Genomic DNA, 25,562 nt, shown 5'->3' with positions numbered 1-25,562 from the left:
TCGTTGGCGAGGGGTCCGGTCGTTCGCGACCACTTCGGTCCGTTCACGCCGGTGCGTGCGGGTGGGTGCACCGCCTGATTGTCGCTCAGAGGCGGTCAACCACCATGCGCCCGCCCTCCGGTGACGGGTGGGACTCGTGGGGTTTACCCGCCGAGCGCGGCTATCGCCGGGCCGAACATGGTGTTCTTGATCGCGCCCAGCGTTCCCGAGTCCTTGCCGGCCAGCGGTCGCAGCAACTCGGTGGCGACCGGAGTCACCGCACCCTCGGCGGCGGTGCTGTCCACGATGCCGAAGGTCGCGGCGTCCACGCCACCGAACCGGCGGCCGGTGGTCATCGACGCCACCTGAGCCTGCGGGGTGAGCTTGGCCTGGATCAGCGCCGCCATTCCCGCCGTGAACGGGATTCGGATGTCGACCTCAGGCAGGCAGAAGAAGCCGCGATCGGCGCGCATCACCCGGAAATCGTGAGCGAGTGCCAACATCGCGCCGGCCCCGAAGGCGTGGCCGACCACCGCCGCCGCGGTGGGGATCGGCAGGGTCAGCACCCGCGCGAGCAGCGCGTGCACCCGGCCGACGTACCAGTCGGTGCGGTCGCCGTTGGCCATCAACCAGTCCAGGTCCAGGCCGTTGGTGTAGAACTTGCCGCCCGCGGTGGTCACCAGGCCGTGCGCACCTGCCGCCAGTACGTCGTCGAGCACCCGGTTGATCTCGTCGAGAAAGTCCGGGGAGAACCGGTTTTCGTCGTCACCGAGGTCCAGCACGGCGATCTTGTCGTCATAGGTCAGGTTCACTTCGGGGGATCCTTTCTAGAGGGGTGGCCCGACCGACAGCACGGCGCGGACCGCCGCGTGCAGGTGGGCGCGGGCGATGGTGCTGCCCAACCGGTTCCGGCTGAGCACGATAGCGGTGGGCAGATCGACGACGCAGGTGGTGATGGTGTCTACGGCGGCGGCGTCGCGGCGCTCCCACAGGGCGTCCGCGAGCCGGATGAGCAGGCCGACCAATTCGGCGTCGGCGCCGCGCAGCTGCTCGGCCAGCTCCGGAGACAGGTCGTCGTCGGGTAGTTCGTCGCGCTGGATCGCGAACAGCAGCTTGCAGGCGTCGGGATAACGTTCGGCGAACGCCACCGGGGCGTCGGCGGCGGCGACTACGGCCTCGAGTGGGTCTGAGACGGCGTCCACCAGCTCGGCCTGTACCGCCAGGAAGCGCTGGGTGGCCCGTAGCCAGGCGGCGGCAACCAGCCCAGCCCGCGAGCCGAACCCGTGGTAGACCGCTCCGTTGGAGGCGCCGGTGGCCTCGCCGATCGCGCGAATCGTCACCGCGGCGGGGCCGGACCGCGCGGCCAGCGACTCGACGGCGTCGAGCACCTGCCCGGGGTCATACACACGCGGGCGGGGCATGGCCGTCACCGTAACAGAGCGAACGCTCTGTTACCAGGTGCGCTCATCCGGTCCCCGGCGTGACAGGATCGAGCAATCATGAGCACTCCCGGATCCCGTCCCGTCGTATTCTCCGGCGCCCAGCCGACCTCCGACTCGCTGCACCTCGGAAACGCGCTCGGCGCAGTCGCTCAGTGGACCAGCTTGCAGGACGATCACGAGGCGTTCTTCTGCGTCGTCGACCTGCACGCGATCACCGTTCCGCAGGACCCGGCGACGCTGCGCCGCCGCACGCTGGTGACGGCCGCCCAATATCTGGCGCTGGGCATCGACCCGGCCCGCAGCACCGTCTTCGTGCAGAGCCATGTGCCCGCCCACGCCGAACTCGCCTGGGCGCTGGGCTGTTTCACCGGTTTCGGGCAGGCGTCGCGGATGACGCAGTTCAAAGACAAGTCGCAGAAGCAGGGCGCTGACTCCACCACCGTGGGGCTGTTCACCTATCCGGTGCTGATGGCCGCGGATGTGCTGCTCTACGACACCGACGTGGTCCCGGTCGGGGAAGACCAGCGCCAGCACCTGGAGCTGGCGCGCGACGTCGCGCAGCGCGTCAACGCGCGGTTCCCGGACACCTTCGTCGTCCCCGAGCCGATGATCCCGAAGGCCACCGCCAAGATCTACGACCTGCAGGACCCGACCGCCAAGATGAGCAAGTCGGCGGCCACCGACGCCGGTCTGATCAGCCTGCTCGACGATCCGGGGAAAAGCGCCAAGAAGATTCGCTCGGCGGTCACCGACTCCGAGCGGGAGATCCGCTTCGATCCGCAGGCCAAGCCAGGGGTGTCGAACCTGCTGACAATTCAGGCTGCGGTCACCGGTTCGGACGTCGACACTTTGGTGGACGGCTACGCCGGGCGCGGCTACGGCGACCTGAAGAAGGAGACCGCCGAGGCGGTGGCCGAGTTCGTCACGCCGATCAAGGCTCGCGTCGATGAGCTGCTCGCCGATCCGGCTGAGCTGGAGTCGGTGCTGGCCGCCGGCGCGAGCCGGGCGCGCGCCGCCGCCGCCGCCACGCTTACGCGGGTGTACGACCGGGTGGGACTCCTTCCGCCGGCGAGATGAGTAGAGCCGTGACCAACCAGGCCGACCGCGCTAAGCCGGGCGTCATCGACCGGCTGCGGGCCCGGTACGGCTGGTTCGACCACGTGATGCGGGCCCAAGAGCGCTACGACGACTGTCAGGGCAACTTCTTCGCCGCCGGGATGAGCTACTACACCATCTTCGCGCTGTTCCCGCTGGCGATGGTCGGGTTCTCCGTCGGCGGCTTCCTGCTGTCGCGACGGCCCGAGGTGCTCGACCAGATCGAGCACCGGATCAAGTATTCGATTCCCGGCGAGTTCGGCAACGAGCTCGTCGCGCTGATGGACAGCGCGATCTCCTCACGTGCCTCGGTCGGGGTGATCGGCCTGGCGACCGCCGCCTGGGTGGGGCTGACCTGGATGGCCAACCTGCGTGAGGCGCTGTCGGAGATGTGGGAAACCCGTTCGGACAAAAAGGGTTTCGTCTCATCCAAGCTGTCGGACCTGCTTGCGATGGTATGGGCGTTCGGCGCCATGCTGGTCACCATCGCGCTGACCGCGCTGGCCGACCCGAAGCTGATGCGGAAAATCCTGCGCTGGCTGGGGGTCCCCGACTTCGATCTGCTGAGCGCGCTGCTGCGGGTCGCGTCGCTGGGCATGGCGGTGGCGGTGTCGTGGCTGCTGTTCACCTGGATGATCGCTCGGCTGCCCCGGGAATCGGTGAGCTTCAACAGTGCGATGGGGGCCGGTGCCGTCGCCGCGGTCGGCTACGAACTGTTCAAGCAGGCCGGCTCGGTGTATCTACAGTCGGTGATCAACGGCCCGGCCGGGGCGGTGTTCGGACCGGTCCTGGGCCTGCTGGTATTCGCCTACGTCACCGCCCGGCTCATTCTGTTCGCCACCGCGTGGGCCGCCGTTTCCGAGGACGTCTGACCGGGGAGAAGCGCGGCAGCCGCGACGTCAGTGGGCGTACTCCGGGTGCTTTTCGACATAGGCCTCCACGAACGAGCAGGTCGGCACGATCCGTTTGCCCGCGGCCCGGGTGTCGGCCAACGCGGCGGCGATCAGCTTGGTGGCCAGTCCCTGGCCGCCGAACTCCTTGTCGATCTCGGTGTGGTGGAAATCCCGCTGGTCGCCGCTGTCGCGGTAGGCGGCCAACCCGGCTCGCACCCCGTCTACGCTGATCTCGTAGCGGTGCTCCTCGGCGACATTGGTGACGGTCGGTTCGCTCACGGTTCTCCTTCAGCTCAGCCACGTTCCGCGGCGCATCACACGCACCACGTGCAGGTCGGCGCTCATCACCACCAGGTTAGCCGCGGACCCGGCGGCCAAAACCCCAGCGCCGTCGAGTCCGAGGGCACGCGCCGGAGTGGAGGAGGTCATGCGCACCGCGTTGACCAGGGCCGCATCGTCTGCCCCGAGCAGTCGCACCGCGGTCGCGAACAGCCGGTCCATGGTGGCGGTGCTGCCGGCGATCGTCGTCGCGCCGCGCAGCCGGGCCACCCCGTCGGTGACGTCGACGTCAAGCCCGCCCAGGGCGAACGCGCCGTCCCCGACCCCGGCGGCGGCCATCGCATCGGTGACCAGCGCGACCCGGTCCGGGCCGGCGGTGGCCACCACATGCCGGATCACGCCGGCGTGTAAGTGCACGCCGTCGGCGATCAGCTCGACGGTCACCCGGGGATCGGACAGCAGCGCGGGAACCGGGCCCGGCTCGCGATGGTGCAGGGCCCGCATCGCGTTGAACAGATGCGTGCCAACCCTCGCGCCGGCATCGACCGCCTCTTGCGTCAGTTCGTAACCCGCGTCGGTATGTCCAACGGCCACCACGATTCCCGCATCCACCAAGCGCCGGATGGTCGCGGTAGCGCCGGGCAGCTCGGGTGCCAGCGTGACCATCCGGATCGTGCCGTCGCCGGCGGCCAGCAGCGCGTCGACCTCGGCGTCGGAAGGGGCGCGCAGCGCTCCGCTGTCGTGTGCGCCGCAGTGCAGCCGGCTCAGCCATGGCCCCTCCAGGTGGATACCGTCCACCACACCGCGTCGGGTCGCGGTGGCCAGCGTGCGCACTTGGGCCAGCAGGACTTCCGGAGAAGCCGTCACCAAGCTGGCCAGGCCCCCGGTGGTGCCGTGTGACGCGTGCAACGCCGCGGCCCGCTCCGGATCGTCGGCGTAGGAGACCCCGGCGCCGCCGTGGGAGTGCATGTCGACGAAGCCGGGCACCACCACACAGTCACCGAAATCGGCGTCCGCGCGAACCGGCCCGGACCCGCAATCGGCGATCCGCTCGCCGGCCACCGACACCCAGCCGGGCCGGTGCACTGCGCCGTCGAACACCACGGCGCCGGCGGCGATGACGGTCATGCCGACGCCTCGCGCTGCGGCACCGGGGTGTCGGGTTCCTCGGCAGGCCAGCGTCCGCCGTTCTCCCAGAAGTGCCGGATGTCTTCCAATTGTCGGCCCTTGGTCTCCGGGGCGTAGCGGTAGACGAACGCCAGGCCGAGGATCGCCAGCACCCCGAAGACCGCGAACGTCCCGGCGCCGCCCAGCGCGGTGAGCATGGTCAGAAACACCGCGGCGACGATCGCGTTGGCGACTAGATCCGAGGTCAACATCGCCGACGCCCCCATCGACCGCATCCGGGCCGGCAGGCTCTCCCCGGCATACACCCAGACCAGTGAACCGAATCCGAACGTGTAGCCGACGGTGAACAGCAGCACCCCACCGAACTTGACCGCCGCCCACGCGTCACCGAACGCGTCACCGGCGGCGAACACCGCGATCAGCAGCAGGTTGGCCGCGACCATGGTGGCGATGCCCGACAGCAGGATCGGTCGCCGGCCGACCCGGTCGATGATCACCAGCGAGACGACCATCGCGGCCAGGGCGGCGACCTGCACCAGCGCCGGCAGGATCAGCAACCCGAAGTCGCCCTCGAAGCCCATCTTCTCGAACAGCCGCGGGCTGTAGTAGACGATCGCGTTGATCCCGGTGATCTGAATGAAGAAGCCCAGTGTCACCACGAACAGCGTTGCCCGCAGGTAGGGCGGCCGCAGCATCTCGCGCAGCACACCGACCCCGCCGGCCTGTTCTTCGGCCAGGGTGCGGCCGATCTCGGCCAGCTCGCGCTGCGCGTCGGCCCCGGGCTCGATCCGCAGCAGGGTGCGGTGCGCGTCGTCGACACGGCCCTTGAGCAGATACCAGCGGGCGGTGTCGGGGATGCGGGCCAGCAGCATGGCCACCAGCACCGCGGGAACCGCGGCCAGGCCCAGCATCGCCCGCCAGTTACCGGTGCCGGCCAGCAGGTAGGCGAGCAGATAGCCGGCGATGATTCCGATCACCGTGGCCACCCCGTAGGTCACCAGCAGTGCGCCGCGGGCGTGGGCCGGCGCCGATTCGGCCACGAACACCGGGACCACCACTACCGATATCCCGATGGTGATGCCGAGCAGCAGCCGCGCCACGGTCAGCGTCGACACCGACGTCGAAACCGCCCCCAACAGCGCGAAAACCGCGTAGCCCAGCGCCACCGAGACCATCGAGCGTTTCCGGCCGATCGCGTTGGCCAGCCACCCGCCGGCCATGGCGCCGGCGATCTCGCCGATCACCGTCGCGGTGGCGATCATCTCCTGCTGAGCTTCGGTCAGCCCGAAATCACGCTCGATGAACAGCAGGGCACCGGCGATATTGGACAGGTCGTAGCCGTAGATGACGCCGACGCTGGCGGCGGCCACTCCCACCAGCAGCGCCAGCGGCGAGGAGCGGCGCAGTTCGGCGAATCGGCCCATCCGGCTCACGGTAGGGGATGCGGTCGGCTACCGAATGCCCGAGTCGCGGTGATCAGCCAGGGTCGCGTACCAGTAGGTCAGCCCGGCCGCGGCAAATTCGACGGCGCAGGCCGCGGTGAACGCCGGATGCGGCATGCCGACGTCGGCCATGGACATCAGCCGGGATACTCCGAGCAGCGCCATGGTGGCGGCCAGCAGGCGCACGGCTCCGGCCGGGATCGGGGAGCGGCGAAAGGCCTCGAGGTAGCCGACACCGAAGCCGATCAGCAGGGCCCCGGCCGCGCGGCTCTCGCTGTCCACGGTTGCGTTGACGGCCTGGCCGTCCGGAATGGAGTCCAGCGAGAACGCCATCCGGCTGATCCCCAGCGCGATCAGCAGCAGCCCGGTGAGCCAGCCGAAGCCTCGCAGAACCTTGATCACCATGCCGAGTCCCTTCCGGGGCGGCGGTTCACCGCCCGTGCACCCATGATGAGCCCGAACACGACGATCGTCCCGAAGATGCCCACCCCGACGCGCACCGGCACGGTGTCATCGGACGGGGGCAGCAGCATGGCCTGGGGGTTCGGGGCGTCGGCCGGGCTGCGGGGCGTCACCAGCGACGGGTCCGGCTCGATCAGCGTCCCGACTCGGGTGCCGGGCGGGACGGAGAAGCCGTAATCGAGCAGTTGGGCGGCCTGCTGCCAGGGTGGGATCGGCTGCCGGGAGCCGCGCAGCAGCACTGCCACCAGCCGGCGCCCGTCTCGGGTCGCGGCGCCGACGAACGTCTGTCCGGCGTCGTCGGTGTAGCCGGTCTTGCCGCCCAGCGCGCCCGGGTAGTTGTAGAGCAGCTGGTTGTCGTTCTCCAGCTGGTAGCCGGGCGTGTCGTCGTAGCCCGGGAAGTCGAAGGTGCGGGTCGCGACGATGTTGGTGAACGCCGGGTTGTTCCAGGCGTAGCGGTAGAACAGCCCGATGTCGTATGCCGAGGTGCTCATACCCGGCCCGTCCAGCCCGGAAGGGGTGGCGGCCCGGGTGTCGCGGCCGCCGAGCCGCGCGGCCAGGGTGTTGATCTTGTGCAGCGCCACATCCCAGCCGCCGAGCTGCATGGCCAGAGCGTGCGCGGCGTCGTTGCCCGACCCCATCAGCAGTCCGTGCAGCAACTGGTCGACGGTGAAGCGGCCGCCGGGGCCGACGCCGACCCGGGTGCCTTCGGCGTTGGCGTCGTCCTGGGTGCCGAGAACCACCATGTTGGGGTCCAGCTCGTTCAGCGAGGCCATCGCGGTCAGCACCTTGATCACGCTGGCGGGCCGGTGCCGACCGTGCGGATCGCGGGCGGCGATCACCGCACCGCTGTCGAGGTCCGCCACCAGCCACGATTCGGCGGAGACTTCGCTGGGCACCGGTGGGGTGTCGGGTGCGACCACGATCCCGCAGCCGGCCAGGGCCTCGCCGCCGACCGGGGTGGCCGGCACCGGCAGCGGCAACGGGGGAGCGCCGGCCTGCGGTACCTCCGAGGCGTCCACCGCGGGCGGGGTGCTGACTTGATACGGGCAGCCGACGGTCCCCGCGTTGAGGCCCGGGGTGGGATCCGCCCCGGCTACAGGGACCAGGGGAGCGGTGGCGAGGAAACCCGCCGCCACCAGGGCTGACACCGAGCGCAGAGAAGTCATCGTGTGTGCAGGGTAGGCCAAGGACGCCGTGAAACCGGGGAGCCACGCTGTGGCTGCTGGGACGGAAGTGACAGTGGGCGGCTACAGCTCGAAGTACGCCAGGCCCGGCCCGGCGATCCGGCCCATCCACAACCGGCCATCGGTCTCCACCACGCCGGTGGCCAGCCCGAAGCCGGGGTGTTCGGTGCGGAACTGGGCCAGCACCCGCCCGTCGTCGGCATCGAAGGCGACCACCCACACCACCGGCGTCGGATCGGGCAGCCAGCGATACGGCAGCAGCCGCCACAGCAGGCGGCGCAGCACCGGCGCGCGGGGACTTAGCCAGTCGGACAGCGCGTTGCGATCGGAGACCATCGCCACCCAGATCTGGCCGTCGCGCCCGGTGGAGATGTTGTCGGGATGGCCGGGCAGCTCCTGCACCAGTGGGGTGATCGAACCGCGGCGGGGGCCGGTCAGCCAGTACTTGGACAGTCGCCGCCCGGTGCTCTCGGCGAACACCACGGCCGATTCGTCGGCGGTCAGCGTCACGCCGTTGGCGAAGTGCAGACCGTCCGCCAGCATGTCCACTGTGCCGTCGGGATTCCGTCGCAGCAGTGACCCGCTGCCGCGGGCCTCGATGACCGAGCCCTTGTAGTGCTCGTAGTGGAACCGGCTGGTGGATTCGGTGAAATAAATTGTGCCGTCGGCGGATTCGACTGCGTTGGAGCAGAACGTCAGCGGTTGCCCGGCCACTTCGCTCACCAGGGTCTCCAGCTGCTCGGTCTGGGGGTCATAGCGCAGCAGACCGCGGTGGCTGTCACAGATCAGCAGCCGGTGATCGCCGGTGAAGGCCAACCCCAGCGGGCGCCCGCCGGTGTCGGTCACCACCCGTGATGTGCCTGTTGTGGCGTCGACGGCGATGATGCGGCCGTCCTCGACCCCGGTCCAGATGGTCCCGTCGGCGGCAGCGACGACATCCTCGGGGGCGGTGCCGGGAATCTCGACGAGTCTCAGTGCCGGGGTGGGATCCGGTGGGGGCAGCGGCCGTGATCCCGGTGGCTGCCAGCGGACGGGGTCGATACGCGGCTTGTGCACTGCTGCATTGTGTCGCGGTGCGGCCGGCGCCACCGCGCAACCGCTATTTTCCGAAGATCACCGGCATGGTCAGCGGCCCTCGAATCGCCGGGGTGTCGCGCCACTGCACCGGGCCGGCCAACCGGGGTTCGCGGGCCAGGATCGCGCGCAGCGCCACCGTGGTCTCCAGCCGGGCCAGGGCCGCACCCAGGCAGTAGTGCTCGCCGTAGCCGAACGACAGCGGCGGCGGCCCGCCACGGTCCGGCCGGAACTGATCGGGTTCGGGGTAGACGCTGGGATCGCGGTTGGCGGCGGCGACCACGACCAGTACCGGGTCGCCGGTCGCGATCTGGGCCCCGCCGATCCGGTGGTCCGCGGTGGCGGTGCGCGCCACCGCCTGCGCTGGCGCATCGAGCCGTAACAGTTCGGTGACCACCGCGCCGGTGACCTCGATCGGTCCGGTGCGGGGATCGAGTAGCCGGATCAGGCTCGCGCCCAGTAGGTTTGCGGTGGTCTCGTGCCCGGCTACCGCAAGCAGGACCGCGTTCACGGCGACTTCGTCGACTTCCAGTGCCGGATCACCGGCAATGAAACTGATCAGATCGTCACCGGGATGGGCGCGCCGGTCGGCGGCCAGTGCAAGAAACGTCGCCGTCAGCTCGGCGGCAGCCGCGGCCCCCGCACGTACCCTCTCGTCGTCGGCCAGGGTGCCCAGCATCGCCACGATAGCAGGTGAAAGCTCCTGCAGTGCAAGTATTTCCGCGCTATCTAGACCCAGCCATTCGCCGATCACCGCGACGGGCACCGCAAGCGCGACTTCGGACATGAAGTCAAACGGCACATCCGTGGCCGGCGCACCGACCACTGCCGCGGTGATCGCCTCCACCCCGGTGGTCAGGCCGGAGATAAACGACCGGGCGAACACATCGTGCATGGATCCGCGCAGCCGCTGGTGCGCCGCGCCGTCGGTGAACAGCATTGACCGGCTGGCGAATTCGGCGCCGGCCAAGTCTATGGCCGCCGGTGCGTTCGGCCTGGCCAACGGGTCGCTGGTCCAGCCGGTGCCGCTCAACACCTCGCGGGCGCCGTGGTAGCCCAAGACCAGCCATGCTGCCGCGGTGTCGTCCCAGGCCACGTCACCCTCGCGGCGACGGGACTCGTAGAACGGGTAGGGATCGGCGGCGTTCCACGGTAGGCGCGGTGCGGCTAGCTCAGGAAGCGTCATGATCGTCCACTCCGAACGGCAGACCACGTCCGGTGACCCACGCGATGTGTTGCTTTCCCAGTTCGGTGGTCGGCTCGGTTGCCCCGTCCATGTCGTCGACGACCGATCGCACGTCGAACGTGGCGCCCAGTGCGGCGAAGACCGCGTTCATCGACAGGTTGAGGCGGGAGAAGAACACCAGATCCGGCGGCAGCGAGATGCGGCGCATCGGATGATCGGCCGCGAGGACGTCGAGCAGGGATCGCACAGCCCGGCTGATGGTTTCGGGGGAGTAGGTCACCGGCTGGGGCTCCAGCAACTCGTGGACGATCGCCGTCCACCACTGGTGCGCCTCGTCGCCGGTGAGGGTGGAATCGGCGGTGAAGAAGCCGAGCGCCGTCATCGAATCGACCAGCGCAGGCCGGTCGTCGTCCAGCACCGATCGCAGCGTCCCGACCAGCCCCCGTCGCAGTGGCTCGGAAAGCACCTTCACGCAGCCGAAGTCGACGAAGCCCACCGTCCCGTCGAGTCCGAATCGGTAATTGCCGGGGTGGGGGTCGGCGTGGAACAGATTCGCGTGCCGATAGGAGCCGGTCACCATGCGGCAGATCACCTCGGCCCAGGTGTCCTTCAGATCCTGGTCCGCCTGCTGCGCCGCGGCCCAGTCCAGTCCGTCGAGGTAGGTCATCGTCAGGACGCGGTCGGCGGAGGCCTCGGGCACCACTTCCGGAGTCCGGATGAACGGATGGTCGCGATACAACCTGGCGAACGCGGTGATGTTGGCGGCCTCGTGCCGGTAGTCGATCTCTTCGATGATCCGCGACGAGACTTCCCGCGCACTCTGCCGCAGATCGGGTATCGGGCCGGTGGCGGCCGAGGCGAAGCGGATCACCGTGGTCAACAATTCGGTGTTGGCCAGATCGGCGCGGATCGCCTCGGCCACGCCGGGGTATTGGACTTTGACCGCGACCTGGCGGCCGTCGGGCAGTACCGCGCGGTGGACCTGGCCGATGGACGCCGCGGCAATGGGCTCGTCGGTGAACTCGGCGAACACCTCCTCCACCGGCCGGCCCAATTCGGCCCGCACCACCTCGCGGGCCAGCTCGGGCGCCATCGGCGGGGCGTCGGCCTGCAACTTGGTGAGCGCCCGCTGATACGGCGACAGTTCGCCGCCGCCGACCGTGCCGGCGTCGATCAGCGAGAACATCTGGCCGACCTTCATCAGCACGCCCTTGGAGTGCCCGAGCAGCTCGGCGTAGCGCTCGGCGGTGCGTTCGTGGAATTTCTCGACGGCGCCGGTATTGCCGGCCTTCTCGCGCAGCGCCGCCACCACGCGCCCGCCGGCAGCGCGAGCGGTGAATCCGGCCAGCGGCATGGTGCGGCGAACTCTGCCCTGCGGTACCGGGGGTACCGGATCGCTCATCGTCACTCCCTACCGACAACTGCTAAAGTGATTACTTGGTAAGATTAAGTGGTTACTTTGGAGTGGTCAATGGCAGCGACGATGACACGGGAACGCCTCGTCAGCGAGGCGATGCGGCTGTTCAGCCAGCAGGGCTACCGCGCCACCAGCGTCGCCCAGATCGAGGCCGCCGCCGGGCTGGCACCGGGCTCCGGTGCGCTCTATCACCACTTCAAGTCGAAGGAAGCGCTGCTGGCCGCCGGGATCGACCGGCAATTGGACCGTCGCGGCGCGATGCGCGACGTCCGGGCGATCTTCGCCGGATTGGGGAATCTGGACACCGAGTTGACGCTGTTGGGCCGATATCTGTTCGCCGTGCTCGACGAGGAGACCCAGCTACTGCAGATAGCCGCTCGCACGCCGGCCGATCAGTCGGCTCGAGTGGCCGCCGCCTACGCCGCGCTGGTGGAGGGGCTCTGCGCCGAGCTGGCCGACTGGATCTGCGGCTGGGCGCCGCACCTGGCCGACACGGAGGCCCATCGGATCGCCGCGGTGGGGGTCAACGCCCTGCTGGGCAATCGGGCCGGGCGGATGCTGTATCAGGCCAGCGGGGCGCCGCTGCCCGACGAGGACTACCTCGCGGAATGGACGACGCTGCTGGGGGCGCGCATCCGGGCCTAGGCTGGTGGCGATGACGGCGTCGGTGGAGGACTTCGAGGCGTTGCGGCCGCACCTGCTGGCGGTGGCCTACCGACTCACCGGCATGTTCGCTGACGCCGAGGACATCGTGCAGGACGCCTGGCTGCGCTTCGACGCCGCCGAGCGTGACCACATCAACGACCCGCGGGCCTGGTTGACCACGGTGGTGAGTCGGCTCGGCCTGGACCGGCTGCGTTCGGCGCCGCGGCGCCGCGAGACCTATGTCGGCGAGTGGCTGCCCGAGCCGGTGGTGACCGGTGACGACGCGGATCCGTTGTCGGCGGTGGTGGCCGGTGAAGACGCCAGGTTCGCCGCGATGGTGGTGCTGGAGCGGCTGACTCCCGATCAGCGGGTGGCCTTCGTGCTGCACGACGGGTTCGCGGTGCCATTCGGCGAGGTGGCCGACGTGCTGAACACCACCGAAGCTGCGGCTCGCCAGCTGGCCTCGCGTGCCCGCAAGGCCGTCACCGCTGATCCGCCGCCGCAGCCCGATCCACGTCACGATGAGGCGGTCGGGTCGCTGATGGCCGCGATGGCTGCGGGTGACCTGGCGGCCGTGGTGGCGCTGCTGCACCCCGACGTGACGTTCACCGGCGACGCGAATCGCCGGGCGCCCACCGCCCCGCGGGTCATCCGCGGGCCGGAGAAAGTGGCTCGCTTCCTGCTCGGCCTGGCGCGCCGCTACGGCCCGACCCTGATCGCCGCGAACCAGCTGGCGCTGGTCAACGGCGAACTCGGCGCCTACACCCCGGGCGCGCCCGGCTCCGACGGGTTCTCCGAGCTGATGCCGCGGGTCACCGCGATGACGGTGCGCGACGGCCGGGTCGTTGCCATCTGGGACATCGCCAACCCGGACAAGTTCACCGGTTCCCCACTGCGTCCCGCCAGTCGATCGGAGGACGAACGCGGCCAATAGCATCTCAAAGAAAACGGGCGCGTTGATGTTTCGCGTGATGGACAAGATGCGCCACCGCGATGCCTTTGACGTCGGCAAACCCACCGGCACGGATTTCACCGGCTTCGACAAGTCTCGGCAGATCCTGCTGGTCACGTTCAATCCCCAGCGCCCTGCGCGGAAAACCCCACAGGCAACCGGTGGCAGCCAGGCCTCGAGCCTGTTGTTACCGCGGCCGTTACTCGCACTTTCGCACGCCAACTACAGGCTCGCGGCGTCAACCGTCAGCCGTGTCGGCCCACGGCACCCGGCAGGCATCCCCGGAGTTGAACCCCTGCTCGGTGATGCCCAGCGCTGAGTACATCCGGGATCGCATGTTCTCCACACCGATCTGGTAGGTCAGCTCGATCACCCCGGCGTCGCCGAACCGGTGCTGCAGATCCGCGACCTGTTCGTCGGTGACCGAATGCGGATCGGTGGTCATCGCATCGGCGTAGGCGATCGCGGCCCGTTCATCATCGTTGTACAGCGGCGAGGTCGCGTAGTCGTCGATCTGCTTCAGCCGGTCGGTGTCGATCCCCTCCAGTCGTTGCAGCATGGATCCGAAGTCCACGCACCATGAGCAACCGACGGTGCGGGCGGTCCAGAACACCGCCAGATCCCGCGGACCGGCGGGCAGCTTGCGCGACGCGGACTGCAACAGGCCCTCATGCACGGCGTTGGCGACCAGCAGTCGCGGATGATGCGCGGCGACGGCGAAGGGCTCGGGCACTTCACCGAAACGCCGCTTGGCGTAGCGATACATGGCGCGCACCAGCATGTTGGTGCGTTTCGGCGGCAGCGGCTCGATGCGAGGTTTTGTAGTCATACTTCTAAGACGAGCCGGCCCGCCGAAGCGTGACAGCCCCCGCGCCGCTTGCCCCCATTGCGCGAGCGTGCGTGTTAGCTCAGCGACACGCCGCTGCAGCGGTACAACTGTGCACGCTCGCGCACCGAGGAAGGCGCGCTTCGGATCAGGAACGGTGGCTCAGATCAGAAAGGGGACCAGCGCCTTGCGGTCGGTCGGGTAGTCGGTGAACTTCTCCTGATACCACCGGTGGGTGCCCAGGGCGCGCGGGATCAGATTGCCGGCGGTGATCAGCAGGATGACGACACCGGGCAGCGCCCAGGTCAGGATCGCGAAACCGGTCCAGGCGATCAGCTCGCCCAAGTAGGCCGGGCTGGTGACGAAACGGAAGCCGCCGCCGAACGGAATCCGGTACTCGGCGCCATTCGGGTTGTTCTTGTCGCGCAGGTTGCGCACGATCGACTCGGAGTTGACCAACAGGGCGAACCCGGCCAGGTAGATCGTCAGGCCGACCAGGAAGCGGGGATCGGTCAGCCAGGAACGGCCGTACTGCCCGAAGTAGTCGTGGCTGAACAGCGCACCGTTGAGGTAGCCGTGCATGGATGTGACGAGCATGCCCATCACCACCACCGAGATGTTGAAGGTGCTGCGCTTGCCCGGTACCTGGCGGATCGCCAGCGGGAAGAACCAGCCGCGGTTGGCGTAGTGCAGCGCCCAGATCCCGGCCAGCACCAGCGATGTCGGCTCGAACCGGGCCGGCCCGCTCAGGTAGGCGACCAGAAACACCACGGTCGCCGGGATCTCCATGAGCCACCAGCCGAACTTGGGGTTCAGGTTCAAGCCGAGCTTTGTCGTCGAGAACCGGCCGTAGGAACTCTGGCCGAAGAAACCGCCGACGATCACGAATGCCGCGAAGGCAAACGCTGCGGTCAAGACGGTGTCGTAGACGGTGTTGTCGGTGTACCAGTGCATGGTCAGTGTCCTATCACGCCGGGCGCGCCGGCGTCACCGCGAGCGTGCACAGTTGTACCGCCGTCGCGGCGTGTCGGCAGGCAAACACGCACGCTGGCCCCTAAGGAGGATCAGCGGGCGAACATCAGTGCCCGCTTGACCTCCTGGATCGCCTTGGTGATCTCGATGCCGCGGGGGCAGGCGTCCGTGCAGTTGAACGTGGTGCGGCAGCGCCACACGCCATCGACCTCGTTGAGGATGTCCAACCGCTCGGCCGCGGCCTCGTCGCGGCTGTCGAAGATGAAGCGGTGGGCGTTGACGATCGCGGCCGGCCCGAAGTAGGCACCCTCGCTCCAGTACACCGGGCAACTCGTGGTGCAGATGGCGCACAGGATGCACTTGGTGGTGTCGTCGTAGCGCGCGCGGTCCGTCTGGCTCTGGATGTGCTCCCGGGTGGGGTGGTTACCCGAGGTGATCAGATACGGCTTGACCGCCTTGTAGGCATCCATGAACGGTTCCATGTTGACCACGAGGTCTTTTTCCACCGGAAGCCCACGCAGCGGCTCGATGGTCAGCGTCAGTTCCTTGCCCGCCTTCTTGGGCAGGATGTCACGCATCAGCAGTTTGCAGGCCAGCTTGTTGTTGCCGTTGACCCGCACGCCGTCGGAGCCGCACACGCCGTGGGCGCAGGACCGGCGGAAGGTCAGCGTGCCGTCCAGGTAGCTCTTCACGTAGATCAGCAGGTTGAGCAGCCGGTCGGTGGGCAGCGCGGGAACCCGGAAGCTCTGCCAGCCACCGGTGGCAGCGTAGGCGTCGGGGTTCTCCGGGTTGTACCGGGCGATCTTGAGCGTGACCATCTGCGAGCCTTCGGGGACCGCGGGCAGCGGCGGGTCACCGGCGGGGGCGTTGTCGACCAGTGCCGCCGGTGCCGCACTCGACGGCCCGGGCGAGCAGCATCCGCCCTCGGACGAGCAGCAACCGGAGTCAGCTGAGGAGGACATCAGTACTTCCGTTCCTTCGGTTCGTAGCGGGTCTGCACCACCGGCTTGTAGTCCAGCCGGATGTCGGCGATGAGGTCGGGACCGTCTTTATAGGCCATGGTGTGGCGCATGTAGTTGACGTCGTCCCGGTTGGGGTAGTCCTCGCGGGCGTGCCCGCCGCGCGATTCCTGGCGGTTCAACGCACCCAACACGGTGACCTCGGCCAGCTCCAGCAGGAAGCCCAGCTCGATCGCCTCCAACAGGTCGGAGTTGAAGCGTTTGCCCTTGTCGTGCACGGTGATCCGGGCGTAGCGCTCCTTGAGCGCGTGGATGTCGGTTAGCGCCTGCTTGAGGGTCTTCTCGGTGCGGAACACCGCGGCGTTGTTGTCCATCGACTGCTGCAGCGCGCCACGGATGTCGGCGACCCGCTCGTTGCCGTGCTCGGAGAGGATGTCGGACACCCAGCCGACCACCATGTCGGCGGGGTTCTCCGGCAGGTCGACGAACTCGTGTGCGTTGGCGTACTCGGCGGCGGCAATGCCGGCACGGCGGCCGAACACGTTGATGTCCAACAGCGAGTTGGTGCCGAGCCGGTTGGCGCCGTGCACCGAAACGCAGGCACATTCGCCAGCGGCGTAGAGGCCCGGCACGGTGTTGGTGTTGTCGCGCAGCACCTGGCCGGTGTTCGTGGTCGGGATGCCGCCCATCACGTAGTGGCAGGTCGGGTAGACCGGCACCAGTTCCTTGACCGGGTCCACGCCCAGGTAGGTGCGGGCGAACTCGGTGATGTCGGGCAGCTTCTCCTCGAGCACCTCTTCGCCGAGGTGACGTACGTCGATGTAGACGTAGTCCTTGTTCGGTCCGGCGCCGCGGCCCTCGAGCACCTCGAGCACCATCGAGCGGGCCACGATGTCGCGCGGGGCCAGGTCGACGATCGTCGGGGCGTAGCGCTCCATGAACCGCTCACCGTCGGCGTTGAGCAACCGGCCGCCCTCGCCGCGCACGGCCTCGGAGATCAGGATGCCCAGGCCGGCCAGGCCGGTCGGGTGGAACTGGTGGAACTCCATGTCTTCGAGCGGGAGACCCTTGCGGAACACGATGCCTAGGCCGTCGCCGGTCAGGGTGTGCGCATTCGAGGTGGTCTTGTACATCCGGCCCGAGCCGCCGGTGGCGAACACGATGGCCTTGGCGTGGAAGACGTGGATGTCACCGGTCGCCAGCTCGTAGGCAACGATGCCGGTGGCCACCGGGCCCGACGGCGTCTCGGTGAGCACCAGGTCCAGCGCATAGAACTCGTTGAAGAACTCCACACCGTGCTTGACGCAGTTTTGGTACAGCGTCTGCAGGATCATGTGGCCGGTCCGGTCGGCGGCGTAACACGCGCGGCGCACCGGGGCCTTGCCGTGATCGCGGGTGTGCCCGCCGAACCGGCGCTGGTCGATACGGCCCTCGGGGGTCCGGGAGAACGGCATGCCCATGTTCTCCAGGTCCAGCACCGCGTCGATGGCCTCCTTGGCCATGATCTCCACCGCGTCCTGGTCGGCCAGGTAGTCGCCGCCCTTGACGGTGTCGAAGGCGTGCCACTCCCAGTTGTCGTCCTCGACGTTGGCCAGTGCGGCGCACATGCCGCCCTGGGCCGCGCCGGTGTGGCTGCGCGTGGGGTACAGCTTGGTTAGTACTGCAGTACGAGCGCGAGGCGCGGCTTCCACCGCCGCGCGCATCCCGGCGCCGCCGGCACCGACGATCACCACGTCGTATCGATGTTCTTGAATCACCGCGATATCACCCGTTCGCTACCGAATCTGCCGTCAAGAAATGTTCGCGTCGAAGCTCAGCAGCACGTAGCTGCCCAGTGCCAGCGTGAAGATGATCGACACCGCCAGCAGCGTCATCAGCCAGAACCGGCTGCGGGCGCTGCGGGTGTAGTCACCGATGATCGTGCGCATGCCGTTGCCGCCGTGCAGTTGGGCCAGCCACAACAGGAGCAGGTCCCAGATCTGCCAGAACGGTGAGTGCCAGCGCTCCGCCACGTAGTTGAAGTCAATGCGGTACACGCCGTCCTGCCACATCAGCATGACGAACAGGTGCCCGAGCACCAGGAAGATCAGCACGGCGCCGGAGAACCGCATGAACAGCCAGGTGTACTTCTCGAAGTTGGGCATCCCGCTGTGCCGCTGCGGCGCACGCGGGTCGCCGAGGCTGGCCGGGCGGTCGCGGTCCAGGCCGCGAATCGGGGCTATCGGGCCCCGGCTGCCTTGTACATCAGTTGTGCTCATAGGAACCGCTCCACCATGTGCATGCCGATCCGAACCACGACCGGGACCATTACCACCAGCCAGATGACGCCGACCGCCACCAGCATCTGGCGGTGCCAGCGGGTGCCCTGCCACCAGAAGTCGATCAGGATCAGCCGGACCCCGTTGAGGCCGTGGAACAGCACCGCGGCCACCAGGCCCAGCTCCATCAGGCCGACGAGCGGGGTCTTGTAGGTCGCGATCACCTCGGTGTAGGCCTCCGGGCTCACCCGCACCAGGGCCGTGTCGAGCACGTGGACGAACAGGAAGAAGAAGATCGTCGCACCGGTGATCCGGTGCAGCGCGAACGCCCACATTCCCGGGTCGCCCTTGTACAGACTCTGCCGCCGGAATCGCGTCGCATCCGACCGCGTCCCCGGCTTCGCCGCATCGGCGGATGTCGCCGTCATCAGCGCCTCCAAATTTTCTGCAGCGGCCCGCTGCGCCCGGCTATACCGTGCGTACGGTCGCTCCGCAACGCCATCGCTATTAATAAACCTCGGCAAGGACTCTAAACCCATCGACAGGTCCGAAACGACCACGCAAAAGTTACCGACGAGTAGTCAAGGCCTGCGACTACGCTGAAATTTGATCGTTGCTGACGGACGGACGAGGTGATGTGGTGCGCTCGGGTGAAGCGGAGATCTGTTGAATGTCCCACGAAATTGACTGGGATATGTTGCGGCGCAACGCAATCAATGTTTCTGCTAGCGCCTACGCGCCGTACTCGGGACTGCGCGTCGGCGCGGCCGGACTGACCGACGACGGCCGGGTCATAACCGGCTGCAATGTGGAAAATGTCTCATATGGGCTGGGCCTGTGCGCCGAGTGCGCAGTGGTCTGCGGGCTCTACGCCGCCGGCGGCGGACGGCTGGTGGCGCTGTCGTGCAGCAACTCCGACGGAAATCTGCTGATGCCGTGCGGCCGCTGCCGCCAAGTACTGCTCGAACACGGCGGTTCCGAGCTGCTCATCGACCACCCGGCGGGGGCGAGGCCGTTGGCCGAGCTGCTGCCGGACGCATTCGGGCCCGACTCCTTGCCGAGAACCGCGCTGCCATGACCCTGCTGACCTCCTTCGACGCTCCGACGCTGATCGCCACCAAGCGTGACGGCCACCGACTGCCCGATGCCGGGATCGACTGGCTGATCGAGGGCTACACCGCAGGACTGGTCGCCGAGGAGCAGATGTCGGCGCTGCTGATGGCGATCTACCTGCGCGGCATGGACGCGGCCGAAACCGTGCGCTGGACCTCGGCGATGATCGCCTCGGGGGAGCGGATGGACTTCACCGACCTAAGGCGCGACGGCAAGCCCCTGAAAACGGTGGACAAGCACTCCACCGGCGGCGTCGGCGACAAGATCACCCTGCCGCTGGTTGCCGTCGTTGCCGCGTGCGGAGCTGCGGTACCCAGCGCGTCGGGGCGCGGCCTGGGCCACACCGGCGGCACTTTGGACAAGCTGGAGTCGATAGCAGGTTTCGAGGTGGCGCTGTCCACGGCACGGCTGCGCGAGCAATTGGCCGGCGTCGGCGCGGCGGTCTTCGCCGCCGGCGCTCTGGCGCCGGCCGACGCCAAGCTCTACGCGCTGCGTGACGTCACCGCCACCGTGGAATCGCTGCCGCTGATCGCCAGCTCGGTGATGAGCAAGAAGCTGGCCGAGGGCACCGCAGCCCTGGTCTTGGACGTCAAAGTCGGGTCGGGTGCGTTCATGCGCTCCGCTGAGCAGGCCGGGGAACTGGCCCAGATGATGGTCGGGCTGGGCGCGGCGCACGGGGTCGCCACCCGAGCCCTGCTCACCGAGATGAGCACGCCGCTGGGGTGCGCGGTCGGCAACGCCATCGAGGTGGCCGAAGCCCTCGAGGTGCTAGCCGGCGGCGGCCCGGACGATGTGGTGGCGCTGACTCTGCGGCTGGCCCAGGAGATGCTGACCCTGGCGGGAATCGACGGTGTCGACCCGGCGCAGACCCTGCGTGACGGCACCGCAATGGACCGGTTCACCGCGATGGTCGCCGCCCAGGGCGGGGATCTGGGGGTGCCGTTACCGGTGGGGGCGTGTACCGAGACCGTGACTGCGCAGCGGGGCGGCGTCATGGGTGACATCGATGCGATGGCGGTGGCCCTGGCGGCCTGGCGTCTGGGCGCGGGCCGGTCCCGGCCGGGGGAGCGAGTGCAGCACGGCGCGGGGGTGCGGATTCATCGCCGGCCGGGCGACCCGGTGGCGGCCGGCGACACCTTGTTCACGCTGTACACCGACACCCCCGAGCGGACCGCCCCGGCGCTGGCCGAGCTCGGCGGCGGCTACTGCGTCGGCGACACACCGCCGCAGCCGCGTCCCCTGATCATCGAGGCGACCCCATGATGAAGCCATGAGCACACCGGTGAGCCTGGAGACCATCCGGGGAGTCCCCAAGGCGCTGCTGCACGATCACCTGGACGGCGGCCTGCGCCCGGCCACCGTCGTCGACATCGCCGGCCAGGTCGGCTACGACGACCTGCCGGAGACCGATCCCGAGGAGCTGGCGACCTGGTTCCGAACGCGCTCCCACAGCGGCTCTCTGGAGCGTTATCTCGAACCGTTCAGCCACACCGTGGCGGTGATGCAGACCGCCGACGCGCTGTATCGGGTCGCTCGCGAATGCGTCGAGGATCTGGCCGCCGACGCAGTGGTCTACGCCGAGGTGCGATTCGCGCCCGAACTGCACATCGAGGGCGGGCTGTCGTTCGACGAGGTGACCGACGCGGTGCTGGCCGGTTTCGCCGATGGCGAGCGCGATGCCGCGGCAGCGGGCCGGGAGATCACGGTGCGCTGCCTGGTCACCGCCATGCGCCATGCGGCACTGTCCCGCGAGATCGCCGAGCTGGCCATCCGGTTCCGCGACAAGGGTGTGGTCGGCTTCGATATCGCCGGCGCCGAGGCCGGCTATCCGCCGAGCCGGCATCTGGATGCGTTCGAGTACATGCGTGACCACAACGCGCGCTTCACCATTCACGCCGGCGAGGCGTTCGGGCTGCCCTCTATTCACGAGGCGATCGCGTTCTGCGGGGCCGACCGGCTGGGGCACGGGGTGCGCATCACCGACGACATCACCGTCGACGGGCCCCCGGGTGAGGGAGTAGTGCGCTTAGGCCGGCTGGCGGCGATCCTGCGCGACAAGCGGGTCCCGTTGGAGCTGTGCCCGAGCTCCAACGTGCAGACCGGTGCGGTCGACAGCATCGCCGAGCACCCCTTTGATCTGCTGGCCCGAGCCCGGCTGCGGGTGACGATCAACACCGACAACCGGCTGATGAGCGACACCTCCATGAGCAAGGAGATGTGGGTGCTGGCCGAAACCTTCGGGTACGGCTGGGTCGATCTGCAGCGATTTACGGTGAACGCGATGAAGTCGGCGTTCATCCCGTTCGATCAGCGGGTGCAGATCATCGAAGAGGTGATCAAGCCGCAATATGCGGCGATGATCGACTGATTCACGGGCGAAACTGCCGAAGGCCGGACAATCGCGGTGGCGATTGCCCGGCCTTCGATCTAGGTATCAGTGCTCGGTGACGGTGGCTTCGGCGTCGCCCTCTTTCCAGGTGACGATGCCGTGCTCGAAGGTGGTCTGCTTGGACCCGTCAGCGTTGGTGGTCTCGTCGCTGGTCGGGTAGCCGAGCTTGCCCTGCGAACCGCCCAGCTCATTCCACTTGTCGCGGATCTTGCCCCACACCACGTACGAACGGGTGGTGTGAACGATCACGCCGCCGTCGAACTGCTGGTAGGTGCCGCCGTCGGGGTTCTTCTGCTCGGCACCGGTGGGCTCGCCCAGGTCCTGCTTGGCGGTCGCGTCCAGGGAGTCGAGCTTGGCCAGAATCGGTCCGGAGACGGTGTATTCCTTGCCGTCGGCGCCGGTGATCACGGTGGAGCTGGCGGCGCTCTCCTCGGACGGCGAGTTGACCGCGGACGAGATCACCGAGCTGGCCGAGGAAGCAACCGAGCTGGCCGAGCTCAAGGCCTCGCTGGTCTTCTCCTTGGCGGTGCCGTTGCAACCCGTGCCGATCAGCGCGACTCCCAAAACTGCTGCGGATACTGCTGCGGCCCGCTGTGTTGCCTTGCGCATGTGTAGTCCTTTCGAATTGGAAGGCCCCCGCAAACCGCACGGCTCGGCCCGAGTGTTATCGGGCCAGATGTTAGTCGTGAATATGACCGCTCGGCAATGAATTGGAGTAATTGATTGCCGTAATTCGAAGTGAATTTCGCAGTAGTGTGCATGTCTTCCCGCGTGCGGCTTCCGCCGGTGCTGAGGAGACCGGGCGGCGCAGCGTTATTCGCGCCGCAATCGCGACTGCACGAACTGTTCGAGCTGCTCCCATTCCTTGACGGCGGGCGCGTACGGGCGCTGCGGCTCGTTGACCGATTCGCGGTCGAGGACGTAGCTGACCATCCGGCCCAGCGGACGGTCCGGCGCGAGGGTGTCGGCGACGACGCCGTCCTCGGCGTAGGTGCCCACGTCCTGCAGGAATTCGACGGCCAGATCGAGCTGCTCACGGTCCACCGCGTCCGGCCCGTCGGTGAGGTCGTCGGTCATTCCGGAGAGCACGTAGACGTTGTCGTCGGTGATGTCGATCGACAGCGAACCGTCGGTGGCGGCGGTCCGGATGTCGTCGTAGGTGCTCAGATCCGACAGGTCATGGTCGTGCTCGTCGGCCAGGTAGCGGGCCAGGGCGCGCTCGGAACCGAACACGCTGATCCGGCCGTTGCGGCCCAGGAACACCGGCTGGTCGCCGAGGTAACAGCGCAGCGTGAAGAACGTCCCGTTGTCGGTGATGATCCGAATCGGGTCGATGCCCACCTTGGTCCAGAAGTTCGCGTCGCCGCCAAGCACCACCCGGTCGCCCGAGGCCCGCTCGGTTGTTGCGGCAGCCGGCTCGTCGTCATCGTTCTCGTCGTCGGCGGCCTCGGCGTCCTCGACGTCATCGTCGGCCGGCTCCGGCTCGGCCGGGGCCTCTGCGGCCAGCTCATCGGCTGCCTGCGACGCCGCGGAGGCGTCGACGTCGGGCGTGGTGATGATCTCTTCGATCGCGGTCAGCACACCGCCCCAGTTGCGACCGATGATCTCGGCGATCAGCTCCCAGCGCTTGCGCCCGGCCCGGCCGGTGAAGTTGTCGACGCCACCGGCGAGCCAGCCCAGGTTGGGGTTGCCGTTGAAGAACTTCGTCACCGCGGTCAGGTCGCACACCGAGCCGATCGCCGAGACGATCTCCAGTGCATTGGCCAGTGACTGGACGGACTGCTTGGTCGGCTTCTCGGTCAGCAGTTCCTCGACCGCGATCAGGTCGTATTGCCTGCCCCGGCCCGGGTCCAGCTTGTGGGCGTTGGCCTGGACAAGCTGCGTCCAGGCCGGGTGGTCGACCAGGTCGTTGTTGGCGTTTACCCGCACGAACGCGACCAGGTCGGCCACGGTGGCGAAACCGTAGAGGTCTTCATCCCTGCCCAGGAACGCCTGCCACTCGTCCCCGGAGTCACGCCAGCTCGGGGCCCACAGGGTGTAGCGGTCACCATCGGTCACCGTGAGGCGGATCGGTACAAGGTCAGCTGCCATGGCGCACAGAGTAACGATGCAGCCCGCGCGGCCCGAAGGCGGGATTGCGCCGGGATTGGCGCCGTGATTGGCGGCGGGGCGCTTCGCATCGCGAATTAAAGAATCCTGAATTTTGCGGCGATCGGGTTGGCGGCGGCCGCCGGGTGGCTAGCGTCGCTGCTGTTGGAAAACCGGGGCCGGGGGAGGTCGTGATGACGACTGGTCGGTTGCGCCCGGCGGGCGCGTTGCTGCTGGCGGTGTTGTGCGCCGCGGTACTGGGTCTGACATCGGCGTTATCCTCGGCGCTGGCCTACAGCGTGGACCAGCTGGCGATCCGGCTGCGGCTGCTGGCCGATACGGGCTGGATCATGAGCGGCACCGGTGTGCCCGATCCCAGCGTCGGGCCCTACCTGGGCCAGATCCTCGCCGGATACCTGCAGCCGACATCGCCGCTTTTCACAGGTCAGCCGACGTTTCCCGGTTACAACTTCCAGGGACTGGCCACGCCAGAGCAGTTCTGCCCGTTCGTGTGCATCCCGGGCCAACCGGCGCTCAATTTCGGGCAGTCCCTGAACACCGGGGTGGGCTTGCTGAACCAATCGATCCTGCCGCAGCTGCTGGCCGGCGACAACGTGACGGTGTTCGGCTACTCGCAGAGCGCCGCCATCGCGACCATCGAGATGCAGAACCTGATCGCCAACGCCGGGACCGCCGGCTACCCGACCCTGGATCAGCTGGGCAACATGCACGTCGTGCTGATCGGTGACCCGAACAATCCGATCGGTGGGATCCTCGATCGCTTCCAATTCCCCGACGACCAGCACCTGCCGTTCGTCAACATTCCGCTGAGCCTGGACGCCACCCCGACCGAGCACATTGCGTCGGACATCTACACCGGCGAGTACGACGGCTGGGCCAACTTCCCGCAGGACCCGACCAACATCCTGGCCGTCATCAACGCCCTCATCGGCATCCTCACCGTGCACCCGTACTACCCGGACTACACCGCAGAGCAGCTGGCCAGTGCCATCAACGTCGGCACGATCGGCGACGCGAACTTCTACATGATTCCGCAGAACCTGCCGATCCTGCAGTTCATGTTCAACGGGGGGACTGCGGGGCAGTTCTTCGGCGACTTCTTCTCGCCATGGGCCAGGCTGGTCATCGACTGGGGCTACGGCAACGCCGGTGATCCGGCCGTCAACGGGCTGTACCAGATCCCGGCCGGCGACTTCATCAGCGGCAGCGCCTACCAGCAGGCTTTCGGGGTGGCCGGCGGGCCTTGGGCGATGACGCCGACCGGCGAACTGTACGACGGATCCAGCGTGATGGGCCTGTTCGAGCGGATGGACCCGCTGCAGATGCTGGCCGGGGTACAGAACGCGTTGATCCAGAGCCTCGTCGGCCCGTGGGCCGACGTCGCGGCCGCGGCCAGTGGCGGTGTCCTCACCGCCGGCGACATCAGCACCATCACCGGCATCACCGACGTCCTGCAGACCATCACCGGCTACGACCTGATCAACTCCATCGACCAGTTCCTGATCAACGGCTGGAGCGAGTTGGCCACCGCGTTGAACCTGGGCGATGTGCTGGGCCCCGATGCTCTGCTGAGCGGGGCCGCGGTGCCCGGCGACGGGCTGCTGGATCTGGTCGGTCTGGGTTTCAGCCTTTTTAACTTCTTCGGCGCCTAGACCGGCCCGTCTGGAGTAAAAGCCAGGTCGAATGTCATCGATTTGACAACACGCGTTTTCTCTATGAAGGTCAACGCTGAAAACCGCCTAATAGATTAATGTGATC

The 25,562-nt window shown here is 68.0% G+C and carries 25 protein-coding genes and 1 pseudogene; 8 read left to right on the top strand and 18 right to left on the bottom strand.

What is annotated here, in order from left to right; genetic code table 11:
- Positions 1-143 precede the first annotated feature (143 nt).
- Positions 144-791: an enoyl-CoA hydratase-related protein gene (locus RCP37_RS16445; protein ID WP_308484085.1), complete on the bottom strand. Its 648-nt coding sequence runs from the start codon at positions 789-791 to the stop codon at positions 144-146.
- Positions 792-806: 15 nt separating this feature from the next.
- On the bottom strand, positions 807-1,400 hold the full coding sequence (locus RCP37_RS16440; RefSeq protein ID WP_308484084.1) for a TetR/AcrR family transcriptional regulator: 594 nt from the start codon (positions 1,398-1,400) through the stop codon (positions 807-809).
- A gap of 78 nt (positions 1,401-1,478) precedes the next feature.
- On the opposite strand from RCP37_RS16440, the gene trpS reads away from it, so the two are divergent.
- Positions 1,479-2,498 carry a tryptophan--tRNA ligase gene (gene trpS, locus RCP37_RS16435; protein ID WP_308484083.1) on the top strand — a complete coding sequence of 340 codons (1,020 nt, stop codon included), beginning with the start codon at positions 1,479-1,481 and terminating at the stop codon, positions 2,496-2,498.
- 8 nt (positions 2,499-2,506) lie between these two features.
- On the top strand, positions 2,507-3,388 hold the full coding sequence (yhjD, locus tag RCP37_RS16430; RefSeq protein WP_373693041.1) for an inner membrane protein YhjD: 882 nt from the start codon (positions 2,507-2,509) through the stop codon (positions 3,386-3,388).
- 27 nt (positions 3,389-3,415) lie between these two features.
- Here the strand turns inward: yhjD and RCP37_RS16425 are convergent, their stop codons facing one another.
- From RCP37_RS16425 to RCP37_RS16390, 8 genes are all read right to left on the bottom strand, one after another.
- Positions 3,416-3,688 (bottom strand): GNAT family N-acetyltransferase, encoded by a 273-nt coding sequence (locus tag RCP37_RS16425; protein ID WP_308484081.1) that lies wholly within the window; start codon positions 3,686-3,688, stop codon positions 3,416-3,418.
- 9 nt (positions 3,689-3,697) lie between these two features.
- Positions 3,698-4,816, bottom strand: a complete 1,119-nt coding sequence (nagA, locus tag RCP37_RS16420) for an N-acetylglucosamine-6-phosphate deacetylase (RefSeq protein ID WP_308484080.1) — start codon at positions 4,814-4,816, stop codon at positions 3,698-3,700.
- The gene (locus RCP37_RS16415; RefSeq protein ID WP_465270689.1) at positions 4,813-6,222 is read right to left on the bottom strand and encodes a sugar porter family MFS transporter; all 1,410 of its coding nucleotides are present in this window, start codon (positions 6,220-6,222) and stop codon (positions 4,813-4,815) included. Before RCP37_RS16415 ends, nagA begins: the two co-directional genes overlap by 4 nt.
- A gap of 45 nt (positions 6,223-6,267) precedes the next feature.
- On the bottom strand, positions 6,268-6,663 hold the full coding sequence (locus RCP37_RS16410; protein WP_308484078.1) for a DUF4345 domain-containing protein: 396 nt from the start codon (positions 6,661-6,663) through the stop codon (positions 6,268-6,270).
- On the bottom strand, positions 6,657-7,886 hold the full coding sequence (locus tag RCP37_RS16405) for a D-alanyl-D-alanine carboxypeptidase family protein (RefSeq protein ID WP_308484077.1): 1,230 nt from the start codon (positions 7,884-7,886) through the stop codon (positions 6,657-6,659). Before RCP37_RS16405 ends, RCP37_RS16410 begins: the two co-directional genes overlap by 7 nt.
- A gap of 81 nt (positions 7,887-7,967) precedes the next feature.
- A complete protein-coding gene (locus tag RCP37_RS16400; RefSeq protein WP_308484076.1) occupies positions 7,968-8,960 on the bottom strand; it encodes an SMP-30/gluconolactonase/LRE family protein in 993 nt (330 codons plus the stop codon).
- 43 nt (positions 8,961-9,003) lie between these two features.
- Positions 9,004-10,164, bottom strand: coding sequence for a cytochrome P450 (locus RCP37_RS16395; RefSeq protein ID WP_308484075.1), 1,161 nt, complete (start codon positions 10,162-10,164; stop codon positions 9,004-9,006).
- On the bottom strand, positions 10,151-11,566 hold the full coding sequence (locus RCP37_RS16390; protein WP_308484074.1) for an ABC1 kinase family protein: 1,416 nt from the start codon (positions 11,564-11,566) through the stop codon (positions 10,151-10,153). Before RCP37_RS16390 ends, RCP37_RS16395 begins: the two co-directional genes overlap by 14 nt.
- A gap of 69 nt (positions 11,567-11,635) precedes the next feature.
- On the opposite strand from RCP37_RS16390, the gene RCP37_RS16385 reads away from it, so the two are divergent.
- Together RCP37_RS16385 and RCP37_RS16380 are read left to right on the top strand one after the other, a co-directional pair.
- Positions 11,636-12,226, top strand: coding sequence for a TetR/AcrR family transcriptional regulator (locus tag RCP37_RS16385; RefSeq protein ID WP_308484073.1), 591 nt, complete (start codon positions 11,636-11,638; stop codon positions 12,224-12,226).
- 10 nt (positions 12,227-12,236) lie between these two features.
- Entirely contained in the window at positions 12,237-13,160 is a 924-nt protein-coding gene (locus RCP37_RS16380; protein ID WP_308484072.1) for a sigma-70 family RNA polymerase sigma factor, read from the top strand.
- A 256-nt stretch (positions 13,161-13,416) separates the two neighbouring features.
- Here RCP37_RS16380 and RCP37_RS16375 read toward each other — a convergent pair.
- The 6 genes and pseudogenes from RCP37_RS16375 to sdhC all read right to left on the bottom strand — a co-directional run.
- Positions 13,417-14,040 (bottom strand): annotated as a pseudogene (locus RCP37_RS16375) (carboxymuconolactone decarboxylase family protein); the annotation flags it as partial.
- Positions 14,041-14,166: 126 nt separating this feature from the next.
- Entirely contained in the window at positions 14,167-14,958 is a 792-nt protein-coding gene (locus RCP37_RS16370; RefSeq protein ID WP_308484071.1) for a phosphatidylethanolamine N-methyltransferase family domain-containing protein, read from the bottom strand.
- 110 nt (positions 14,959-15,068) lie between these two features.
- A complete protein-coding gene (locus tag RCP37_RS16365) occupies positions 15,069-15,938 on the bottom strand; it encodes a succinate dehydrogenase iron-sulfur subunit (protein WP_308484070.1) in 870 nt (289 codons plus the stop codon).
- Positions 15,938-17,692: a succinate dehydrogenase flavoprotein subunit gene (sdhA, locus tag RCP37_RS16360; RefSeq protein ID WP_308484069.1), complete on the bottom strand. Its 1,755-nt coding sequence runs from the start codon at positions 17,690-17,692 to the stop codon at positions 15,938-15,940. Before sdhA ends, RCP37_RS16365 begins: the two co-directional genes overlap by 1 nt.
- A gap of 33 nt (positions 17,693-17,725) precedes the next feature.
- Positions 17,726-18,193, bottom strand: coding sequence for a succinate dehydrogenase hydrophobic membrane anchor subunit (locus tag RCP37_RS16355; protein ID WP_308484068.1), 468 nt, complete (start codon positions 18,191-18,193; stop codon positions 17,726-17,728).
- Positions 18,190-18,624, bottom strand: coding sequence for a succinate dehydrogenase, cytochrome b556 subunit (gene sdhC, locus RCP37_RS16350; RefSeq protein WP_373693196.1), 435 nt, complete (start codon positions 18,622-18,624; stop codon positions 18,190-18,192). The genes RCP37_RS16355 and sdhC overlap by 4 nt, the downstream gene beginning before the upstream one ends.
- 239 nt (positions 18,625-18,863) lie before the next feature.
- Here sdhC and RCP37_RS16345 point away from each other — a divergent pair, with 239 nt between their 5' ends.
- Genes RCP37_RS16345 through RCP37_RS16335 form a run of 3 tightly spaced genes read left to right on the top strand, consistent with a single transcriptional unit; the run spans position 18,864 to position 21,674 of the window.
- Complete coding sequence (locus tag RCP37_RS16345; protein WP_308484066.1) at positions 18,864-19,271, top strand: cytidine deaminase; 408 nt, start codon at positions 18,864-18,866, stop codon at positions 19,269-19,271.
- On the top strand, positions 19,268-20,569 hold the full coding sequence (locus tag RCP37_RS16340) for a thymidine phosphorylase (RefSeq protein WP_373693039.1): 1,302 nt from the start codon (positions 19,268-19,270) through the stop codon (positions 20,567-20,569). Before RCP37_RS16345 ends, RCP37_RS16340 begins: the two co-directional genes overlap by 4 nt.
- A 7-nt stretch (positions 20,570-20,576) precedes the next feature.
- Positions 20,577-21,674 carry an adenosine deaminase gene (locus RCP37_RS16335; RefSeq protein WP_308484065.1) on the top strand — a complete coding sequence of 366 codons (1,098 nt, stop codon included), beginning with the start codon at positions 20,577-20,579 and terminating at the stop codon, positions 21,672-21,674.
- Positions 21,675-21,740: 66 nt separating this feature from the next.
- On the opposite strand, the gene RCP37_RS16330 is transcribed toward RCP37_RS16335, so the two are convergent.
- Both RCP37_RS16330 and satS read right to left on the bottom strand, forming a co-directional pair.
- Positions 21,741-22,304: an LGFP repeat-containing protein gene (locus RCP37_RS16330; protein WP_308484064.1), complete on the bottom strand. Its 564-nt coding sequence runs from the start codon at positions 22,302-22,304 to the stop codon at positions 21,741-21,743.
- A 204-nt stretch (positions 22,305-22,508) separates the two neighbouring features.
- Positions 22,509-23,786 (bottom strand): protein export chaperone SatS, encoded by a 1,278-nt coding sequence (satS, locus tag RCP37_RS16325; protein WP_308484063.1) that lies wholly within the window; start codon positions 23,784-23,786, stop codon positions 22,509-22,511.
- 191 nt (positions 23,787-23,977) lie between these two features.
- Here satS and RCP37_RS16320 point away from each other — a divergent pair, with 191 nt between their 5' ends.
- A complete protein-coding gene (locus tag RCP37_RS16320) occupies positions 23,978-25,456 on the top strand; it encodes a PE-PPE domain-containing protein (protein ID WP_308484062.1) in 1,479 nt (492 codons plus the stop codon).
- Positions 25,457-25,562: the final 106 nt, after the last annotated feature.

This window comes from Mycolicibacter sp. MU0102 (assembly GCF_963378105.1).
Lineage (GTDB): Bacteria > Actinomycetota > Actinomycetes > Mycobacteriales > Mycobacteriaceae > Mycobacterium > Mycobacterium holstebronense.
This window is presented reverse-complemented; position numbering and strand designations above follow the sequence as displayed.

What these genes read in the sequence shown, in the direction of transcription:
- RCP37_RS16395 (WP_308484075.1), bottom strand. Translation starts at nt 10,164, where the DNA reads ATGACGCTTCCTGAGCTAGCCGCACCGCGCCTACCGTGGAACGCCGCC.
- RCP37_RS16390 (WP_308484074.1), bottom strand. Translation starts at nt 11,566, where the DNA reads ATGAGCGATCCGGTACCCCCGGTACCGCAGGGCAGAGTTCGCCGCACC.
- RCP37_RS16410 (WP_308484078.1), bottom strand. Translation starts at nt 6,663, where the DNA reads ATGGTGATCAAGGTTCTGCGAGGCTTCGGCTGGCTCACCGGGCTGCTG.
- RCP37_RS16330 (WP_308484064.1), bottom strand. Translation starts at nt 22,304, where the DNA reads ATGCGCAAGGCAACACAGCGGGCCGCAGCAGTATCCGCAGCAGTTTTG.
- satS (WP_308484063.1), bottom strand. Translation starts at nt 23,786, where the DNA reads ATGGCAGCTGACCTTGTACCGATCCGCCTCACGGTGACCGATGGTGAC.
- RCP37_RS16335 (WP_308484065.1), top strand. Translation starts at nt 20,577, where the DNA reads ATGAGCACACCGGTGAGCCTGGAGACCATCCGGGGAGTCCCCAAGGCG.
- RCP37_RS16370 (WP_308484071.1), bottom strand. Translation starts at nt 14,958, where the DNA reads ATGCACTGGTACACCGACAACACCGTCTACGACACCGTCTTGACCGCA.
- nagA (WP_308484080.1), bottom strand. Translation starts at nt 4,816, where the DNA reads ATGACCGTCATCGCCGCCGGCGCCGTGGTGTTCGACGGCGCAGTGCAC.
- RCP37_RS16320 (WP_308484062.1), top strand. Translation starts at nt 23,978, where the DNA reads ATGACGACTGGTCGGTTGCGCCCGGCGGGCGCGTTGCTGCTGGCGGTG.
- RCP37_RS16340 (WP_373693039.1), top strand. Translation starts at nt 19,268, where the DNA reads ATGACCCTGCTGACCTCCTTCGACGCTCCGACGCTGATCGCCACCAAG.
- RCP37_RS16355 (WP_308484068.1), bottom strand. Translation starts at nt 18,193, where the DNA reads ATGAGCACAACTGATGTACAAGGCAGCCGGGGCCCGATAGCCCCGATT.
- RCP37_RS16345 (WP_308484066.1), top strand. Translation starts at nt 18,864, where the DNA reads ATGTCCCACGAAATTGACTGGGATATGTTGCGGCGCAACGCAATCAAT.
- RCP37_RS16365 (WP_308484070.1), bottom strand. Translation starts at nt 15,938, where the DNA reads ATGTCCTCCTCAGCTGACTCCGGTTGCTGCTCGTCCGAGGGCGGATGC.
- RCP37_RS16385 (WP_308484073.1), top strand. Translation starts at nt 11,636, where the DNA reads ATGGCAGCGACGATGACACGGGAACGCCTCGTCAGCGAGGCGATGCGG.
- trpS (WP_308484083.1), top strand. Translation starts at nt 1,479, where the DNA reads ATGAGCACTCCCGGATCCCGTCCCGTCGTATTCTCCGGCGCCCAGCCG.
- RCP37_RS16405 (WP_308484077.1), bottom strand. Translation starts at nt 7,886, where the DNA reads ATGACTTCTCTGCGCTCGGTGTCAGCCCTGGTGGCGGCGGGTTTCCTC.
- RCP37_RS16440 (WP_308484084.1), bottom strand. Translation starts at nt 1,400, where the DNA reads ATGCCCCGCCCGCGTGTGTATGACCCCGGGCAGGTGCTCGACGCCGTC.
- RCP37_RS16380 (WP_308484072.1), top strand. Translation starts at nt 12,237, where the DNA reads ATGACGGCGTCGGTGGAGGACTTCGAGGCGTTGCGGCCGCACCTGCTG.